The organism is Pseudomonas sp. GW823-FHT02C02 (assembly GCF_058797635.1).
Genome location: NZ_JBXAJV010000001.1, coordinates 1 through 18,854 on the forward strand (window position 1 = coordinate 1; position 18,854 = coordinate 18,854).

16 protein-coding genes are annotated in these 18,854 nt (G+C 59.9%); 7 read left to right on the forward strand and 9 right to left on the reverse strand.

Annotated features, from left to right (window positions below; all coding sequences use genetic code 11):
- The 3 genes from AC1ROI_RS00005 to AC1ROI_RS00015 form a co-directional block, all read left to right on the forward strand.
- Positions 1-852: Ig-like domain-containing protein (locus AC1ROI_RS00005; protein ID WP_173678064.1), on the forward strand; the 852-nt coding region annotated here is incomplete at its 5' end.
- A gap of 511 nt (positions 853-1,363) precedes the next feature.
- Positions 1,364-2,773, forward strand: a complete 1,410-nt coding sequence (locus AC1ROI_RS00010; RefSeq protein ID WP_077750472.1) for an RCC1 domain-containing protein — start codon at positions 1,364-1,366, stop codon at positions 2,771-2,773.
- 382 nt (positions 2,774-3,155) lie between these two features.
- On the forward strand, positions 3,156-3,518 hold the full coding sequence (locus AC1ROI_RS00015; RefSeq protein ID WP_010459965.1) for a DUF6124 family protein: 363 nt from the start codon (positions 3,156-3,158) through the stop codon (positions 3,516-3,518).
- Positions 3,519-3,840: 322 nt separating this feature from the next.
- Here the strand turns inward: AC1ROI_RS00015 and AC1ROI_RS00020 are convergent, their stop codons facing one another.
- Entirely contained in the window at positions 3,841-5,151 is a 1,311-nt protein-coding gene (locus AC1ROI_RS00020; protein WP_010459966.1) for an MFS transporter, read from the reverse strand.
- 169 nt (positions 5,152-5,320) lie between these two features.
- Here AC1ROI_RS00020 and AC1ROI_RS00025 point away from each other — a divergent pair, with 169 nt between their 5' ends.
- The 4 genes from AC1ROI_RS00025 to AC1ROI_RS00040 all read left to right on the forward strand — a co-directional run bounded on the left by AC1ROI_RS00025 (position 5,321) and on the right by AC1ROI_RS00040 (position 11,005).
- Entirely contained in the window at positions 5,321-6,439 is a 1,119-nt protein-coding gene (locus AC1ROI_RS00025; protein ID WP_010459967.1) for a sugar diacid recognition domain-containing protein, read from the forward strand.
- A gap of 220 nt (positions 6,440-6,659) precedes the next feature.
- Positions 6,660-7,802, forward strand: coding sequence for a glycerate kinase (locus AC1ROI_RS00030; protein ID WP_102593754.1), 1,143 nt, complete (start codon positions 6,660-6,662; stop codon positions 7,800-7,802).
- Between the two features lie 346 nt (positions 7,803-8,148).
- Positions 8,149-9,774: a methyl-accepting chemotaxis protein gene (locus tag AC1ROI_RS00035; protein WP_010459969.1), complete on the forward strand. Its 1,626-nt coding sequence runs from the start codon at positions 8,149-8,151 to the stop codon at positions 9,772-9,774.
- 43 nt (positions 9,775-9,817) lie between these two features.
- Complete coding sequence (locus AC1ROI_RS00040) at positions 9,818-11,005, forward strand: pyridoxal phosphate-dependent aminotransferase (RefSeq protein WP_077750477.1); 1,188 nt, start codon at positions 9,818-9,820, stop codon at positions 11,003-11,005.
- A 94-nt stretch (positions 11,006-11,099) separates the two neighbouring features.
- On the opposite strand, the gene AC1ROI_RS00045 is transcribed toward AC1ROI_RS00040, so the two are convergent.
- From AC1ROI_RS00045 to AC1ROI_RS00080, 8 genes are all read right to left on the reverse strand, one after another.
- Positions 11,100-12,098, reverse strand: coding sequence for an NAD(P)-dependent oxidoreductase (locus tag AC1ROI_RS00045; protein WP_102593793.1), 999 nt, complete (start codon positions 12,096-12,098; stop codon positions 11,100-11,102).
- A 21-nt stretch (positions 12,099-12,119) separates the two neighbouring features.
- On the reverse strand, positions 12,120-13,418 hold the full coding sequence (locus AC1ROI_RS00050; protein WP_102593756.1) for an MFS transporter: 1,299 nt from the start codon (positions 13,416-13,418) through the stop codon (positions 12,120-12,122).
- A 45-nt stretch (positions 13,419-13,463) separates the two neighbouring features.
- The gene (locus tag AC1ROI_RS00055; protein WP_102593757.1) at positions 13,464-14,501 is read right to left on the reverse strand and encodes a sugar kinase; all 1,038 of its coding nucleotides are present in this window, start codon (positions 14,499-14,501) and stop codon (positions 13,464-13,466) included.
- Positions 14,494-15,276, reverse strand: a complete 783-nt coding sequence (locus tag AC1ROI_RS00060; RefSeq protein ID WP_102593758.1) for a sugar phosphate isomerase/epimerase family protein — start codon at positions 15,274-15,276, stop codon at positions 14,494-14,496. The genes AC1ROI_RS00055 and AC1ROI_RS00060 overlap by 8 nt, the downstream gene beginning before the upstream one ends.
- Before the next feature lie 140 nt (positions 15,277-15,416).
- On the reverse strand, positions 15,417-16,442 hold the full coding sequence (locus tag AC1ROI_RS00065) for a LacI family DNA-binding transcriptional regulator (protein WP_102593759.1): 1,026 nt from the start codon (positions 16,440-16,442) through the stop codon (positions 15,417-15,419).
- Positions 16,443-16,574: 132 nt separating this feature from the next.
- A complete protein-coding gene (locus tag AC1ROI_RS00070; RefSeq protein ID WP_010459979.1) occupies positions 16,575-17,183 on the reverse strand; it encodes a LysE family translocator in 609 nt (202 codons plus the stop codon).
- A 52-nt stretch (positions 17,184-17,235) separates the two neighbouring features.
- Entirely contained in the window at positions 17,236-18,075 is an 840-nt protein-coding gene (locus AC1ROI_RS00075) for an AraC family transcriptional regulator (protein WP_010459981.1), read from the reverse strand.
- Between the two features lie 76 nt (positions 18,076-18,151).
- Positions 18,152-18,793, reverse strand: coding sequence for a DUF1345 domain-containing protein (locus AC1ROI_RS00080; RefSeq protein WP_102593760.1), 642 nt, complete (start codon positions 18,791-18,793; stop codon positions 18,152-18,154).
- Positions 18,794-18,854 lie beyond the last annotated feature (61 nt).

Genomic DNA, 18,854 nt, shown 5'->3' on the forward strand with positions numbered 1-18,854 from the left:
GAACCTACCGCCAATGGCAGCGGCATATGGACTCAGGTGGTAAGTGCATTGACCGTCAAGGCTTACAGCCTCAAGGCACTGGCGCTGTATGGCGAGGGCGAAGAGTCCGCTCCACCGTTCACGTTTACCGTGGCGGTGGAGGATAAACCGACCATTGATTCGGTCAAAGGCTCGCCAAGCGGGGTCGAAATTCCCAATAGCGGTACATCGTTCGAGACCAGCGTGACGCTGACCGGCACGGCCAGCAAAGGTCAGAAAGTCCAGGTACTCGACGGTACAACACCGAAGGGCCAACCCACCGCCGATGCGACGACGGGAATCTGGACCTTGACCGACACCGGCCTGGCCTTGGGGCCGCACAGTTTTACGGCGAAGGCGTTGTACGGAAGTGAACAAACGTCAGCTGCACGAACATTTGAAATTAAACCATTTGTCAGCTTTGAGGACTTTCAAAGCCTGCCCGAAAAAGAGCTTTTTTTAAATGAAGCTCCTTTAGAAACGCCAGCTCTTTTTCTAAGCCTTGTGCAATTTCAAGCTAATGGCTATGCAGTTGTTGCACGATTTTCCTTAGGTTCAGCCCCAGGGAAGTTGGAAGGGAACTGTATACAAGGTTCAGGGGCAAGAGTCAGACTTGAACTCAAAGCTCCATGTTCTCAAGTCAGCTTTTGGCAATGGACGGGGGATTGTACTGCCGTTATCTATGGGGTAGGAGGTGAGATTTTGGGCGAGGAATTATTAGTCTCCGGGGAATCGCCTGTAAAGAGCACTTTTACGTTTTTCGGGATTAAGCGAATTGAACTAATTTTTCGTGGTCAATATTGTATTGTGGATACGTTTTCTTTTTCGTTGTAGCGCAAAAAATTGAACATATTAAACATACGTCAGTGTGTTTAAGGGGGCGGATCTATTTACTAGGAGGAAATGTGGGGACGTATTTATTTATCCGGCGGCCATTTATTGATTAGCCCTGAGTGAGGATTAAGCAGGAATGTTTAACAGACATCTCCAGACACTCTCTCAGGCTACACAACCTTGCGCCGTTGCCTACGACTGCGCCAGAATCCGCCGGCTTGTGCGTCTTGCGCCTGGGTTTTATCGTTTGTCCCGTCGCTGAATATCAGCGATCGGGTTTGGTAGTCCGGGTCATCTTTAGACGTACAACGTTCGCTCTTCATGTTATGGCGGCTTTGCATGGGGCACTTCGGTGCGCCGGGTTCTAGAGTCCTGGTCTGCTAACCCCGTATAAGCACGCCTACCGCTTGTCAGCAACCTCCGGTTACCTGTTATTTCTGACAGTAGCCAATACCATCGTCTTACGCCTTAATTGACTCCGTCACTCATACCCTCGACAGGAGTCATCATCATGTCTGTTCAATCCGACCGCACCATTTCAACGTCAGAAACATCCGAAAAAGCCGTGATAGGCTCAGGCCGCCTGAAAGTCATGGGCGTGCGCTCAAGCCCCCACCTGTTTGGGCTGTCTGGTACGTCACGTGTACTGCGCGCCTTTGATGCCCTTACCGGGGAGCCAGTCGTTGCGCAGTGGAAGTACGCGACTGACAACGACTGGACGACGGCCCACACCTGGCGCGATACCCAGCAACAGGCACTGCATGTTCGCGTCGGCGACGATCAGGTCATCCTGAATTCGGCGAACATTATTGGCAGTTGGGGCGCCTTCGTCGCGCGTACTGATGACGGGGGCCTCGTCGGCTGGGGGCATCCGGATTTGGGTGCAGCGATCCCTGCGGACACTGCGCCCCCGAATGACATCACTGCTGTCAGCGCCACTTCCAGCGCTTTTGCCGCCCTTCGAGCCGATGGAACGGTGGCGGTTTGGGGCGACGCGGGCGCTGGCGGGAATATGGGCGGTATCAGTTCTTCGGATTTTGTTGAGGTCAGCGGTGGCAAAAGCGCTTTCGCCGGTATAAAAAACACCGGGCAAGTGGTGGCCTGGGGACAGGGTAGCGAAGTGCCCGAGTCCATCGGCGCGCTGAGGGACATTGTGCAGTGCGTGGGCAGTGACGGTGTATTTGTCGCACGACGGGAAACCGGGCATTTGGTGGCTTGGGGCAAACCTGACACCGGTGGAACGCTGCCGCCCGAGATCGCGATGCTTTCCGACTTCAAAACCTTCCTCGGCACCCAATATGCTTTTGCCGCATTGCGCGCAAAGGGCAGTCTCGTCGCCTGGGGCCGGAGTACCGGGGGAACCCTGCCGGCACCCATCGCCTCACTGACCGATGTCAACGAACTGTGCTGCGCCAATCAGTTCGCCTTTGCTGCAACGCGTTCCACCGGCCAGGTTGTGGCCTGGGGGCACCAAATGGGGGGTGGCACCATCGGCAACCCAGAAATAGAGGCCCGGACTGATATTGAAGTAGTCTGCTGCACCTTTTCCGCATTTGCTGCTCTTTGCACCAACGGTCAGGTTGTCGCTTGGGGAGATGGCTCAGCTGGTGGCGAAATACCTGCCGATATTGCACAACGGCGCGACATTGTTCAGGTGGTTGGCTCGTCGGCAGCCTTTGCAGCCCTGTGCAAGGATGGCAGCGTTGTGGCCTGGGGGAATAAAAGCTTGGGGGGCGATACATCTGCGGTGGAAAGCCGGTTGACCGATGTACGAGCCATTTACGCCAATAGTACCGCGTTCACGGCGCTGACCTCGGACGGCCGCGTGGTGACTTGGGGGAGCGCTCAAACGGGCGGCGACAGCAGTCCGGTGCAAGAACTGTTGGATGGCAAGGTTTCCTATCAGGTGCAAGCGGGTTAGTCAGGGCTGTTGCAACAGCCGTGATGAGTAAGTAATAAACGGAGATGTTTAACAGACATCTCCAGACACTCTCTCGGACTACACAACCTTGCGCCGTTGCCTACGACTGCGCCAGAATCCGCCGGCTTGTGCGTCTTGGGCCTGGGTTTTATCGTTTGTCCCGTCGCTGAATATCAGTGATCGGGTTTGGTAGCCCGGCAATTAGGCGCATATAGCCACCGTTTACAGGCCTCTTCAGGTCTCTGTTTTTATGGTGGCCATGCGCAGGGCTCCTTCGGGGGCGCCGGGTCCTAATTGCCGGTCTACCAACCCGCGTATGGCCACCACCTTTCGTTTGGTAGCGAGGGTGAGGGCTCCTTAATTTCAATTAGGAGTTTCATCTATGTTCAAACCAACACCAAACCCACCCGAAGCGGACGACGTTTCCCCCTACGAATCCACCGATTCCAAAAAACTCAACGATGCCGCCGAACGAGCGCTCGACTTTCACTTCCCATCCAATGCCGACATCAAGGCCACCCCGCGAACCCGCAGCACCCTGTTTTCCGTAGACCCCGAAGCCACGACCGAAACCCTTGCGGTGTATCTGGTCGAGACGCTGGCGTCGGTCGATGTGATGGTTCATCAGTTGGTGGATCATCTGGCGGGTGAGTCGCGTTATGCGCTGTTGGGTATTTCCAACAGCATTATGACGGCGGAGATCACGGCGAATCGGCTGCTGGATAACGTTGGCCCGCAGGGCTAAAGCCAATTTCGAAGAGGGCACATACTCGTGGCGAGGGAGCTTGCTCCCGCTCGGCTGCGCAGCAGTCGTAAATCCGGTATCTGCGGTGTACCTGAAAGGTCGCGGTTGCAGCTTTTGGGGCTGCTTCGCAGCCCAGCGGGAGCAAGCTCCCTCGCCACAAAAGCTTGAGTGTTCACAAAAGTGTGTCAGGCCACATAAGACCTGTGTGCACACGCGAAATAAGAAACGGCCCGAAAGGGCCTTTTTTTGTTGATCGGAAGGGACGCGGAGCGTCCCGGGCTGCATTCCCACGCGGAGCGTGGGAACGATCATCTGTAACGCCTTACACCCGCAACGTGCGCGTCATGCGCAGCGCCAACAAGCTCCCGCACACGATCACGCCCGCCAGCAGATAAAGCGCGGCATCGGTCGAGCCGGTGCTGTCCTTGACCCAACCCACCAGGTACGGGCTCAGGAAACCCGCCATCTGTCCCATGGAGTTGATCAGCGCCAGACCACCCGCCGCCGCGCCCGCGCTCAACATCGCTGTCGGCACTGGCCAGAACATTGGCAAACCGGTGAGGGCGCCCATGGTGGCGATGGTCAAACCGAGAATCGCGATGGCCGGTGTTGTGGCGAAGTTCACGGCAATCAGCAAGCCCACCGCGCCCATCAGCATCGGCACCACCAAATGCCAGCGTCGTTCTTTGCGCAGGTCTGCCGAACGCCCAACCATCAACATGAACAGCGCCGCCAGCAGATACGGAATCGCGCTCAACCAACCAATCACCAGGTTATCGCTGAAGCCCAGGTTCTTGATGATCGACGGCAGCCAGAAGTTGATCGCGTAGACGCCGCTCTGGATGCAGAAGTAAATCAAACCGAAGGCCCAGATCGCCGGGTTCTTGAACACGGCCAGCAGCGAGTCAGTGGCGGTTTTCGGTTTGTTGGCCAGATCGATGGCGTGGTCGGCTTCCAGCACCGAGCGCTCAAACGGCGTGAGCCACTTGGCATTGGCGTAACTGTCGCTCAGCAGGAAATAGGCGAGGGCGCCGAGGATTACGGTCGGGATTCCTTGCAACAGGAACATCCACTGCCAGCCCGCCAAACCCCCTTGGCCCGCCGCGAAATGGTTAAGAATCCAACCTGAGAACGGGCTGCCGAGCAGGCCGGACACCGGGATCGCCGACATGAACAGCGCCATGATGCGGCCACGGCGGAAGGTCGGGAACCACTGCGAAAGATACAGCACCACGCCCGGGAAGAACCCGGCTTCGGCCGCGCCGGTGAACAGGCGCAAGGTGTAGAACTCGGTCGGGGTGGTGACGAACAGCAGGCAGGTGGAAAGCGTGCCCCAGACGATCATCATCAGCGCGATCCAGCGCCGTGGGCCGAATTTGGTCAGGGCCAGGTTGCTCGGTACGCCGCACAGCACGTAGCCGATGAAGAAGATCCCGGCCCCGAGGCCGTACACGGTTTCGCTGAATTTCAGCGCGTCGAGCATCTGCAGTTTGGCGAATCCAACGTTGACCCGGTCGAGGTAGTTGAACAGGTAGCAGATGAAGATGAAGGGGATCAAACGCAGGGTAATGCGTTTGTAGACGGCGTTTTTGTCGTCAACGATGGCCTGGGTAGCGGCGGCGCTCTGTGACATGGCGGGCTCTCTCTTTATTATGATTTTTTGCGATGCGCAGGGTAACGTTGATCGCCCAGAGAGTCTCGGCCACCCTCGGGGTGGCTGTCTTTGTGCCTGAGCACAGGGTTTGCGACCCAGCCCTGTGCGGGTGAACAACCTGTCCCATCACGCTTTAAAGGATCCCGATATGTTCGAACTCGATCACGACCTGGCCCAGGACATCGTCGACCGGGCGATGGCCATCCTGCCGTACAACGTCAACGTGATGGACAGCCAGGGATTGATTCTCGGCAGCGGCGAGCCGGAGCGCATCAACACCCGCCATGAAGGCGCGCAGTTGGTGTTGGCCAATGGGCGCGTGGTGGAGATCGATGCGCAGACGGCGATTCACCTCAAAGGCGTGCAGCCGGGGATCAACTTGCCGTTGCTGCTCGATCAGCGCCTGATCGGTGTGCTGGGCATTACCGGCGAGCCGGAGCAACTGCGCACCTATGCCGAGCTGGTGCGGATGACCGCCGAAATGTTGGTAGGCCAGCGCAATCAGCAGGCCGAGCAGCAATGGCGGCGTCAGCGTTGCGATGATCTGCTGGCATTGCTGTTGAGCGAGGCCGGGGATTCGCCGCGCTTGCTGGATGAAGCGCAGCAATTGGGCCTGAAACCGCAAATGACGCGGGTGCCTTATCTGTTCGAGTTGGGCATGGAGCACGGTCCCGGGCAGACGGTGGAGGCGCTCAGTGCCTGGCTGACTTCGCGTTACCCGGACAGCTGGTGCGTGAGTTCGGCCAAGTCTTCGTTGCTGTGGTGTCGGCCGGCGAGTCAGGCGATCGAGAATGAACGGCTGCTGGAAAAACTCGATGGCCTGGGCTGGAACATTGTGCGCATTGCCGTGGGGGGGCAGGCGGATGGGTTGTCCGGGCTGCGTCGTTGTTATCGACGGGTTGGCGACTTACTGGCCTATGGGCGCGATGTGCTGCCGCGTTCGCGCTTGCTCACGCTCACCCGTTATCGGTTGCCGGTGATGCTGTGGCGGCATCGCAACGATGACGCGCTGGATGAATTGCTCAAGCCACTGCGCAAAGTCATCGCCAAGGACGGCAACGGCCAACTGCTGGCGACCTTGCGCAGTTGGTGCGAGCACGACGGGCAGAGTCAGGCGTGTGCGGATGCGCTGGGGATTCATCGCAACAGTTTGCGCTATCGGATGGAGCGGATTGCCGAGTTGAGCGGGGTTGATCCGCTGAAACTGGACGGCATGCTCGCGCTCTACCTCGGCGTGCAGCTTTTGCCACAAACGGATGTCCCGTAGCGATCTCAAGGACGCCATCGCGAGCAGGGGTGAACACCGCAGGACCAATGTGAGAGCGAGCCTGCTCGCGATGGCGGACCAGCAGCCGCACAAATGCTGGATCTGAAAACAGACGTTTTGTAGAAATGAACAACAAACGCCACCCCCGCTTGTGCAGCGGACCGGCGTTATTGTGCGGGGCTGCTGGCAGCATGGAACGCATTGGAACTGGAGAATTCGCATGAAAATCGTGATCGCCCCCGATTCGTTCAAGGACAGCCTGAGTGCCCAGGGTGTGGCCGATGCCATTGCTGTAGGGCTGGCGCAAGTCTGGCCAGACGCACAGTTGGTCAAATGCCCGATGGCCGACGGCGGCGAAGGCACGGTCGAGTCGATTCTGGCCGCGTGCGAAGGCGAATTGCGCAGGACCCAAGTTCGCGGTCCGCTCGGCATCACCGTCGATGCCGCGTGGGGCTGGTTGCCGCAAACCCACACCGCAATCATCGAAATGGCCGAAGCCAGCGGTCTGCAACTGGTGCCGCCGGGGCAACGTGATGCGTGCATCAGCAGCACCTTCGGCACCGGAGAACTGATTCGCGCCGCGCTCGATGCCGGGGCGCAACGGGTGATCCTGGCCATTGGCGGCAGCGCCACCAATGATGGCGGCGCCGGAGCGATGCAGGCGCTGGGCGTGAAGTTACTGGACGTGCAAGGGCAAGCGCTGGCCCCAGGTGGATTGGCCCTGGCGCAACTGGCTTGCATCGACCTGAGTGCAATTGATCCGCGCCTGACCGACGTGCGTTTCGACATCGCCGCCGACGTCAACAACCCCCTGTGCGGTCCGCACGGCGCTTCCGCGATTTTTGGTCCGCAGAAAGGTGCGTCGCCCGAGCAAGTACTGCAATTGGACGCTGCCCTAGGGCACTTCGCCGAGCAGTGCGCCCAGGCGTTGGGCAAGGACGTCCAGCACGAGCCGGGCAGCGGCGCGGCGGGAGGGTTGGGATTTGCGGCCAAGGCGTTTCTGGAGGCGCAATTCAAGGCCGGGGTTGAAGTGGTGGCCGAACTGGTCGGGCTGGCCGTGGCGGTGAAGGGCGCTGATCTGGTCATCACCGGCGAAGGCCGTTTTGACGCCCAGACCTTGCGCGGCAAAACCCCATTCGGCGTCGCACGCATTGCCCGGGAGCAGGGCGTGCCAGTGATTGTGATTGCGGGGACGTTGGGTGAGGGTTATCAAGCGTTGTATGAACATGGCATTGATGCCGCGTTTGCTTTGGCCAGCGGACCGATGACGCTGGAACAGGCCTGTGCCGAGGCTCCACGGTTGTTGCGCGAGCGAGCGAGTGATATTGCCCGTGTTTGGCGGATCGCCAGCCGCAAACCCTGACCAAAATTGTCTGCACACAGGAATCCTGTGGCGAGGGAGCTTGCTCCCGCTGGGCTGCGAAGCGGCCCCAAAATCTACGGCCGCTACGCAGCCGGACGGGAGCGAGCTCCCTCGCCACAAATGTTCATCAGGGCCGCCACTGTGTTTCAGCGTTGAAACAGATGTCGCCCAGCAAAAATATTTTTCTCCAATCCCCGCAAAAAACCTCATCCCCAGCCGATACAGCCAATAAGCGCACACAAACCTATTACAACAGTGGCGCCCCGCTGACCCTGTGCGCCTCACGCCCGCCACTCAGCCATCACCGCAAGGACGCTCGCCGCCTCAATCACCCGAGTATCGTCCTATGTCCCTGCGTAATCTGAATATCGCACCTCGAGCCTTCCTGGGGTTTGCTTTCATTGCCTTGCTCGTCATCGTGCTCGGTGTGTTTGCGGTGAATCGCATGTCGATCATCCGCCAGGCCTCGATCGACATGGGCAGTACCCAACTGCCCAGCATCGGCTTCCTGGGCAATGTCACCGAAAACATCCTGCGCATGCGCATCTTGTCGTTCCGGATTCTGGTCAACCGCGAGCCGGCCAGTTTGCAGGAAGCTGAAGCGCGGATCGCGGTGCTTATCGACAAGGCGCGCAAGGCCCAGGCCAGTTATGCCGAGTTGCCGATGGAGTCGGACGAAGAGGCGCTGTACAAGGTATTCAGCGCGACGTTGGAAAAATACATGCAAGCGCAACGCGAGATGCTGGACCTGTCGCGCCAGAACAAAGTGGATGAGATGCGCGCCTTGATCAACACGCGGATCAAGGAAGGCACCGACCAGATGGGCGAGCAGCTCAATAAACTGGTGGCTTACAACCAACAGGGCGCAAAAGCGGCCGGGATGATTGCGCAAGAAAACTACAACACCGCCGTGAACGGCATCATCGTGGTATCGGTGGTCGCGTCGCTCCTGACCGTGCTGCTGGCCTGGCTACTGACCCGCAGCATCGTCACGCCGCTCAATCGCGCAGTGCAGGCCGCAGAAACCATTGCCGGCGGCAACCTGAGCAAAGCCATCGAAATCGACGGCAAGGACGAACCGGCACGCTTGCTCGGGGCCTTGTCCGTCATGCAGGCCAATCTGCGCGAAACCATCGAGCAGATCGCCGGTTCCGCGACGCAACTGGGTGCTGCCGCAGAAGAACTCAGCACCGTGACCGAGGAAGCGTCCCGCGGCCTGCAACAACAGAACAACGAAATCGAACAGGCCGCCACGGCGGTCAACGAAATGACCGCTGCCGTGGAAGAAGTCGCGCGCAACGCGGTGTCGACCTCCGAAGCGTCGAGCCAGTCGACCCAGGCCGCCCGTGAAGGCCGCGACCGCGTGGTGGAAACCGTGGACGCGATCCAGACCATGACCCACGACGTGCAAAACACTTCATTGATGATCGAAGGCCTGGCCGCACAGGGCCGCGACATCGGCAAAGTGCTGGACGTGATCCGCGCCATCGCCGAACAGACCAACCTGCTGGCGCTCAACGCAGCCATTGAAGCGGCCCGTGCCGGTGAAGCCGGACGTGGTTTTGCCGTGGTGGCAGACGAAGTCCGGGCCCTGGCCCATCGCACGGCGCAATCGACCCAGGAAATCGAAAAAATGGTTGCCGGCATCCAGAACGGCACGGGCGAAGCCGTCTCGTCGATGCAGCAGAGCAATCAGCGCACCCAGAGCACCTTGGAGATGGCCCGCGCCGCTGGTGTGGCGCTGGAGCAGATCACCCAGTCAATCCACTTGATCAACGAACGCAACCTGGTGATCGCCAGCGCTTCCGAAGAGCAGGCGCAGGTATCTCGTGAAGTCGACCGCAACCTGGTGAACATCCGCGACCTCGCCACCCAGTCCGCCGCCGGTGCCAATCAGACCAGCGCCGCGACGCATGAGCTGTCGCGCCTGGCGGTCGATTTGAATGCGATGGTGGCGCGTTTCGTGATTTGAGATAGGGTTGAGACTGGGAGTCCGCGCGCGACAGGAGAAACACATGCGCTATTCAGCCTTGACCCAACGAATCGCCGGCGACGGAGCGGCAGCCTGGCAGATTCATGACCGAGCGCTGGAAATGCGCGAGCAAGGAGTCGATGTACTGCTGTTGTCGATCGGCGATCCTGATTTTGATACGCCGGCGCCCATCGTGCAGGCGGCCATCGACAGTTTGCGGGCCGGCGACACGCATTACCCGGAAGTGCGCGGCAGTCGCGGATTGCGCAGCAGCATTGCGCGGCGCCATCGACAGCGCAGTGGTCAGGCGGTGGACGCCGATCATGTGATCGTGTTTCCGGGCGCGCAGTGTGCGGTGTATTCGGTCGCGCAATGCCTGCTCGATCCCGGCGATGAGGTGATCGTCGCCGAACCGATGTACGTGACCTATGAAGGGGTGTTCGGCGCTTGCGCGGCCAAGGTGGTGCCGGTGGCAGTGCGGCCGGAGAACGGCTTTCGCGTTGACCCGGCGGATGTCGCGGCGCTGATTACGCCGAAGACCCGCGTCCTGTTACTCAACAGTCCAAACAATCCGTCCGGCGCAAGCCTGTCATTGAAGACCTGGCAAGCGCTGGCGGTGTTGTGCGTGCGTCATGATCTGTGGCTGATCAGCGACGAGGTCTACAGCGATCTGTTGTTCGAGGGCGAACACATCAGCCCGGCAAGCCTGCCGGGCATGGCCGAACGCACCGCGACCATCAACAGCCTGTCCAAATCCCACGCCATGAGCGGCTGGCGCGTGGGTTGGTCAATCGGCCCGAAACTGTTGGCCGAGCACCTGGTGCATTTGTCGTTGTGCATGCTGTTCGGCATTCCCGATTTTGTGCAGAAAGCCGCGCAAGTGGCGCTGGATGAAGACCTGCCGGAAGTGGCGCTGATGCGAGAGGAATATCGCCTGCGTCGCGATCTGGTGTGCGCGAGGTTGAGTGGTTGCCCGGGGATCCGCCCGATCCGGCCGGATGGCGGGATGTTCGTGATGGTCGATGTGCGCCCGACCGGGTTGTGCGCCCAAGGGTTTGCCGAGCGTCTGCTGGAGGGTTACGGCGTGTCGGTGCTTGCCGGCGAGGCATTCGGGCCGAGTGCGGCGGGGCATATCCGCATCGGGTTGGTGGTGGATCAAGTGAAACTGGCGGATGCGTGCCGGCGGATTGCGTTGTGTGCAGCGGACCTGCTCGAAGCGCGGCGGGCCTGACAGTGTTGTGTGAGTGCCGGCCTCTTCGCGGTCAAGCCTTGCTCCTACAGGATCGGCGAAACCCGTAGGAGCGAGGCTTGCCCGCGAAGGCTGACTAACAGACGCCGAAATCCTTACGCTCGGACCACGCCCCGACATTCACCAGGTTCTTCGGCCGTTCTCCAGCCAACGCCATCAGCAGATTATCCACCGCGCACCCAGCCATCGCTTCCCGCGTCTCATGCGTCGCCGACCCCATATGCGGCGTCGCCACCACGTTGTTCAACGCCAACAACGGCGAATCAACATTCAGCGGCTCACGCTCAAACACATCCAGTCCCGCCGCGCGGATCTGTCCGGTGCGCAATGCCTCAATCAGCGCGGCCTCATCGACGACTTTTCCTCGGGAAATGTTGATGAAAATACTCTCCGGGCGCATCAAGGCGAACTCTTCAGCGCCAATCAACCCTTCGGTTTCAGCCGTCAACGGCAAGGTCAGGCAAATGAAATCGGCCTGTTGCAACAGCGCCGTCAGGCTGCGGTACTGAGCATCAAAACGTTGCTCAACCGCCGGTTTTGGCGAATGGCTGTGATAGATCACCGGCATGCCAAAACCAAAATGCCCGCGCTGGGCCAACGCCTCACCAATACGCCCCATGCCGATGATGCCCAGGGTCTTGCCGTGCACGTCGGTGCCGAAATGCACCGGACCGATGTTGCGGTTCCACTGACCGGCGCGGACCATGTTGGCCAGTTCCACCACCCGCCGGGCCGTCGCCAGAATCAGCGCAAACCCCGTATCCGCCGTGGTTTCCGTCAGCACGTCCGGGGTGTTGCTGAGCAGAATGCGCCGCTCGGTCAGGTAGTCGATGTCATAGTTGTCGACGCCCACCGAGACACTGGCGATCGCTTCAAGATTGGGCGCCAGATCAAGCAATTCGCCGTCCAGCTTCAGACTCGCGCCAAGCAAGCCATGGGCGCGGGGCAGGGCGGCACGCAGTTGTTCGATGCCCTCCGGGTTGAGGTTGTCGATCAGTGTCACGTCGGTGTGCTCATGCAGGCGAGCCATCAACTGCGGCGAGAGTTTCTTGTACAGCACGACCTGCTTTTTCATCGTCATCATCTCAACTTCAAATCAAGGGTGAGCCGGGACTGACCGTTGCGTATCGGCCTTGGCCACGACCCGGTCACTGGCGCCGGGCTTGAGGAAAATCGTCAAAATCACGGAGAGCATCAACGCGCCGCTCATCAGCAAGTAAGAAGCGCCGGGCGAGCCGGTGGAGCTGTTCAGGTAGCCGACCAGATACGAACCGCCAAACGACCCCAGCGCGCCCATGCTGTTGATCAGCGCCATGGCCCCGCCAGCAACGTTGGCCGGGAGGATTTCCGGAACGATGGCGAAAAACGGCCCATACGGCGCATACATGCAGGCGCCGGCGATCACCAGCAGGGTGTAGGACCACCAGAAATGTTCGGCGCCCAAGGCGTAGGAACCGTAGAACGCAATGGAAGCAATCAGCAGCGGCGGCCAGACGAAGCGTTTGCGCTTCTGCAGTTTGTCCGAGCCCCAGGACACCAGCAGCATGCCGATCACTGCGGCCAGGTACGGCAGCGCCGAGAGCCAGCCGGCTTCGATCATGTCCATCTGCGCGCCGGCCTTGAGGATCGACGGCAGCCACAACACGAAACCGTAGACACCAATGCTCCAGCAGAAAAACTGCAGCGCAAGGATGATCACTTTCGGCGAACGGAAGGCTTCGGCGTAGTTCTTCACTGCTTTGATGCCGACCTGTTCGGCGGCGAGAGCGCTTTCCAGGTCGTGCTTCTCCTGGTCGGTCAGCCACTTGGCCTGGGCCGGACGGTCATCGGCCAGACGCCACCAGATAAACGCCCAGAATACCGCCGGCAAACCTTCAATGATGAACATCCAGCGCCAGCTGTAATGCTGCACCAGATAACCTGACACCACTGACATCCACAGCATGGTCACCGGGTTGCCGAGGATCAGGAAAGTATTGGCCCGGGAGCGTTCGGCGCGGGTGAACCAGTGGCACAAGTACACCAGCATCGCCGGCATTACCGCGGCCTCGACCACACCGAGCATGAAACGGATCACGATCAGCCAATAGGCGTTGGAGACGACCCCGGTCAACGTCGCGAGCCCGCCCCAGAGGATCAGGCTGACGAAAATCAGCTTCTTCACGCTGTGCTTCTGCGCATAGATCGCGCCCGGTATCTGGAAGAAAAAGTAACCGAGGAAAAACAGCGCGCCGAGCATTGAAGACAGGCCGGGCGTGATCATCAGGTCGGCGGCCATCCCGGAGGCGGCAGCGAAGCCGTAATTGGCGCGGTCCAGATACGCCAGGCTGTAGGTGATGAAGACGATTGGCATGATGTACCACCAACGGCGGGTGGCGAGTGAGGCGGTTTTCATAGTGGTGCTCCTGAGCTTGTTGTTTTTGTCGCAGCAGGTAACGGGTCAGAAATCTTCAGTGGCTGTGCGGGGCTCTTCGCGGGCAAGCCTCGCTCCTACAAGAGCGCCGCTGTCCTGTAGGCGCGAAGCTTGCCCGCGAACAGCGGTCTCAAATTCGACGGACATCTCAAGTCGGGTCGGCAACCCCTCCATATCCCCGCGACTCTGCACCGCACGGCTGCCAATCCAGTTGGCCCGCTGCACGGCATCGGCGAAGCTGTGGTTTTCGAGCAAGGCGCTGATCATGCCGACGGCAAAGCCATCACCGGCGCCGACGGTATCGACCACCGTTGCCACCGGCACACCCGCGACAAACCCCTGATCTTGCTGCGTGCGGTAATACGCGCCATGGGGCCCGAGTTTGATTGCCACCGCTTCTGCACCCTGATCGAGATAAAACGCCGCAATGTCCTCCGGGTCTTCATACCCGGTCAGTAAACGTCCTTCACTCAACCCCGGCAGCACCCAGTGGGCGAGGGCGGCGAGGCGATTGATCTCGCTGATCATCAGTTGCTCGCTGGCCCACAGACTTGGGCGCAGGTTCGGGTCGAAGGACACACTGCGCCCGGCAGTGCGCATGCGGGTCATCAATTCGAACGACATTTCCCGGGCCGACGCAGACAGCGCCGGAGGAATGCCGGTAGCGTGCAGATGTCGCGCGTTGAGCAACGGCGGGGAGATCGATTGCACCGACAAATGACTCGCCGCCGAGCCGCGACGGAAATACTCGACCGCCGGATCGCTGCCATCGTCGGTACGAGACTTGAGCTGAAACCCGGTCGGGTGTGCCGGGTCGATGGCGACATGGCTGCAATCCAGGCCTTCCTTTTCCAACGTATCAACGACAAACCGTCCTAACGAATCGGCACCGACCCGGCTCAGCCACGCCACGTTGAACCCCAGCCGCGACAGGCCGATCGCGACGTTGCTGTCCGCCCCGGCAATGCGCTTGTGGAATTGGCAGACGGCCGCCAGATCACCGTTCTGATCGGCGACGAACATCGCCATGGTTTCGCCGAACGAGAGGATATCGAACTCAGACATGGGCACTCTCCAGGCGGGATTGGCCGAGGCGGGCGAGGGTGGCGACGTGGTCGGTGGTCAACTGCACCAGGTCATCGCCTTGCAGCGGATATTCCGCCGCGCGCATGACGCCTTGGGCCATGTGCCGCAGCAGTTGTTCCCACAGATGCACATCGCTGGCAGCTGGCGGGGTGGCGACCAGTTTGCCGTCAGCCCGGCGCGCAACGGCTTTGCAATGCACGTAGCCGACATGCCGACCGAGCAGCCGAGCGGCATTGACGGCGGACTGGTCCTGCCATTGCCAGTTGCCGATGTCGAAGGTCATTTTGATCGGCAGTCGGTGTTGCTCGACTTCGCCGAAGAAGCGTTGGAACGGCTCGATACGCCCGCCGTGCAAGGTCTGGTCGTTTTCCACCAGCAGCTGCACCTGGCTTCGCGCGAGGATCCGGCTCAAGGTGTGCACATCGTTGTTGTCAGTGAAGTAGCCCAAGGAAACTTTCAGCCATTTGGCGCCGAACGTTTCAGCGCGCTGGAGGGTGCAAAGCAGTTCAGGGTTGGGTTTCGACTGGCCGGCCAGCCACAGTTCCATCGGTGAGGAATAGATGCTTTCCAGGCCATGTGAGCGAGTGGCGTCGGCCAGTTGCACCGGGTTTTCATGGGTCAGCAATTCTTCGCGCCATTCAATGCGCGTGGCACCGGCAGCCGCCAATACCTCGATAAAACTGCCTTGGCCGCGTTGGCGGACCAGATCGGCGCCGTAGCTCGACAGGCTGATGGAAACGGGTGGTTTATTCATTGTTTTGCACCTCTGAAACCGGTTTCATTTTTGTTCAAAAAAAATGGCTTAAGTAATGTGGGGTTCTTTCGGGCCTCATCGCGAGCAGGTGTACGCATTCCAATGTGGGAGCGAGCCTGCTCGCGATAGGGCCATCACATTCACTGAAGATTCCCAAGGGTCGACCCACGCACAATCAACCGCGCCGAAAAATCCATCGTCCGCACCGGTCCGTCATCCCCACGCAACCGCTTGAGCAAACACTCAAACGCGCTCGCGCCAATCTCCGCCGTCGGCTGGGCCAGCGCCGTAATCCCGCTGCCCACCAGCGGATACCAATCCAGATCATCCAAAGCAATCAACCCGACATCCTCGAACAGATTGCACTGCAACTCGCGCAAGGCATGGGTTGCGGCCAACGCCGCAATGCCATTGGCACAGAACAACGCTTTGTGACCAAGGCCGGGGGTTTCCAGGAAGGTTTTCAGTTGCGCAATCAGCTCGCTCCCCGTTTCGACCACCGCGCCGGTCAGCGCGGGACGCTGCCCGATCTGCGCCTTGAAACTGCTGACCCGCTCAATCCGCGAGCTGGTGCCGTCAAACGGTTCGGTCACCATCAGCACGTCGCGATAGCCGCGTTCCTGCAAGTGGGCGATGGCCATTTCCACTGCGGCCGGGTTGTCCAGACCGACCAGATCACTTTCAAGCTGCTCAACCTTGCGATCCACCAGCACCATCGGCATCTCCCGATGCAGCTCGCGCAACTCATCGCGGTGGTGGCCCAGGGTATTCACGATCAAACCTTCGATGTTGTATGAGCGCAGCAACGCCAGGTGCTGGCGTTCCTGCTCGTCATCGCGATCGGTGTTGCACACCACCAGGCTGTAGCCGTGCTGACGGCAGGCGGTTTCCACCCCGTGCATCACGGCAATCGAATAAGGGTTACGGATGTCGGCTACCAGCATGCCGATCAGGCGAGTGCGGCCGCGTTTCAGGCCGCGGGCCATCTGGTTGGGGCGATAGCCGAGTTGGGCAATTGCCTGCTCGATGCGCAAGGCAATCGCATCGGAGAGCAGAGCGCGATCATCGCCGATGAAGCGCGAGACGCTGGCCTTGGAGACGCCGGCATGTTCGGCGACGTCGAGCATGGTGACGCGGCTGCGCTGGGCGGCGGAGAAATCGTTCACGGTCTGAAACCTTCTTATTGGATTTATCAGGTTAAGTGCCAAGCACTGAAACCGGTTTCAGAAGACACCAGAAACGAATCCCCCGTCAAGTAGCGAATGAACGATGAGCCTATAAACGCCGACGGATGGAGGTCACAGCCAGACACTCAGCCAGGCCGAAACCAGCAGCAATACCGCCATGCCACGGTTGAAACGTTGCATCGCCTGCGGCGAGCGTAACCAGCGCATGGAGCCTGCGCCGAGCAGTGCCCATACGCCGAGGCAAGGCAGGGAAATCAGGAAAAATGCCAGCGACAGATACACCACCTGTACCAGCCGATGTTCACCCGTTCCGGCAAAGACGCTGACGACGGCGAGGGCCATCATCCATGTTTTCGGGTTAATCAATTGCAAGCTGGCGGCGCCCACCGCTCCAAGTCGCGCCTTGGTTTCCTGCGCGGCAACGGATTGCGCCGGGGCGCTGAAAATCTGCCACGCGAGGTAACTCAGCCACATCACTCCGATCCATTGCATGGCGGTTTGCACGGCGGGCAACGCGCTCAGCGACGAACCAGCTCCGGTACCCACCACCAAAACAAGGGTGGCGGCGCTGGCACAGGCACCGAGAATGATCGGCAGCGCGGCAGAAAGTCCATATCGGGCGCTGTTACTCAGCACCAGAATGTTGGTGGGGCCGGGCGTGATCGACGCCACGAAAGCAAACAGCAGGAAAGGCAGGAACGTCGGGAAAGAGGGCAGCATCGTGGGCAAACTCCGGTGAAGATCGATGATGACGATCTTCACAATCGGCGTATCACCTGTCTGGAAGATTTGAGCAGCGCTTGCGGTACAGCGCGGGTGTCAGGCCATAGGCTCTTACAAACCAGCGGCCCAGATGACTTTGATCGGAAAACCCCAATTCCATGGCGATTGTGGCCGGTAGTTCTCCGCGGGCCAGCAGGCGACGCGCGGTGGCCAGGCGTAATTGCACGAGGTAAGCATGGGGTGCGATGCCATAAGCGGCCTTGAACGCGCGGGTCAAACGGAATCGATCTACGCCAGTTGCCGCAGCTAATTGATCGAGACCGATGTCGTAACGGGCGTTGGCATGCAGGTACTCCCGGGCCTTCTGCGCCACCCGGGGCAGGCGCGGGTCTTCCGCATAACGGGTGCGCCAGTGCAAGTGAGTGGTGAGGCGCTCCAGTAACCCGTCAAGAGCGCTCTGGCGCACGATTCTCAATTCCGCCCCGTGCAAGGCTTCAAAGGCGAGGCTGATGGCGTGAGCCAGCCTTGTATCACTGGCCAGGGTGGTGGCGAAACTCAATTGACTATTAAGCGGCGCGTCTTCGAACAGCGCGCTCAACTCACGTTCCAGCCACTGTGGATCGAGGTACAACATGCGGTAGGTGAACCCATCCTCCGTCGGCGCCTCTCCGTCGTGGATGTCTCCCGGTTCGAGCAAGAACACTTTGCCCGGCGTGCTCTGATGCCTGGCGCGCCGGCAATTGAATTGCTGAACGCCTTGCTCGGTCACGCCCACCAGGTAGCTGTCATGCCAGTGCGGATCGTAAGCGTGGCCCTTGAAATGCGCGCGCAGGGTTTCGATGCCGGTGTCGGCGTCTTGGGTCAGGTCGATCCAGTTGTGGGTGGTCATGTTGCACCTGCGAAACCGTTTACCGACGTATTTAACGCCGACGCCGGGAACAATGACTAGAACGTTTGTGCAGCGCTCAGCCAAATAACCCGGCTGCGATGTTGATCGAAAAACCGAGAATCGCCGTATTGAACAAAAAACCGATCAGTGATTGCGCCAGCACAATCTTGCGCATGCTCCGAGTCGCCACGCCCACATCCGAAGTCTGCACCGCCACGCCAATGGTGAAAGAGAAGTACAGAAAGTCCCAGTAATTGGGAGTTTCCAGTCCTTCGGCGAAGCGTAGTGCCAGGTCCTTGCCGTTCCAGGTGTAGAACAGGCGAGCGTAATGCACGCTGAAAATCACCCCGATCAGTAGCCATGAGCCGATGACCGTCAGCGCGGTGAAGCCGTAATGCAGAAGCTTGCGGGTGGTTTCCAGGTCTTTGCTGCCGGCCAGCTCGAAGGTGATGGTCGCGAGGCTGGCAATCGCCGCGATGCACACCACAAACAACACCAACCCGGCGTTTTCGTCTTCGATCTCGGCAATACGCCTTACATCAGGCGCCTTGGCGCGGGCGGCGAGCCAGAGCATCAGGATCAAGTACGTCCAGACCCCGACATTCCAGCCAATGAGGATTTTGCTGATGATCGAATCGACTGGAGCCAGAATGCCTGCCGCGAGGCCAAGGGTGGCTGCGGCAGACAGGCGAGGGTGGGTGCGGGCGAGATAGGGCATGGGTGCTCGATGGGCCAGGGTATGCGACCACCTTAGTCCAGTGTGGTCTGTTGTGACCACA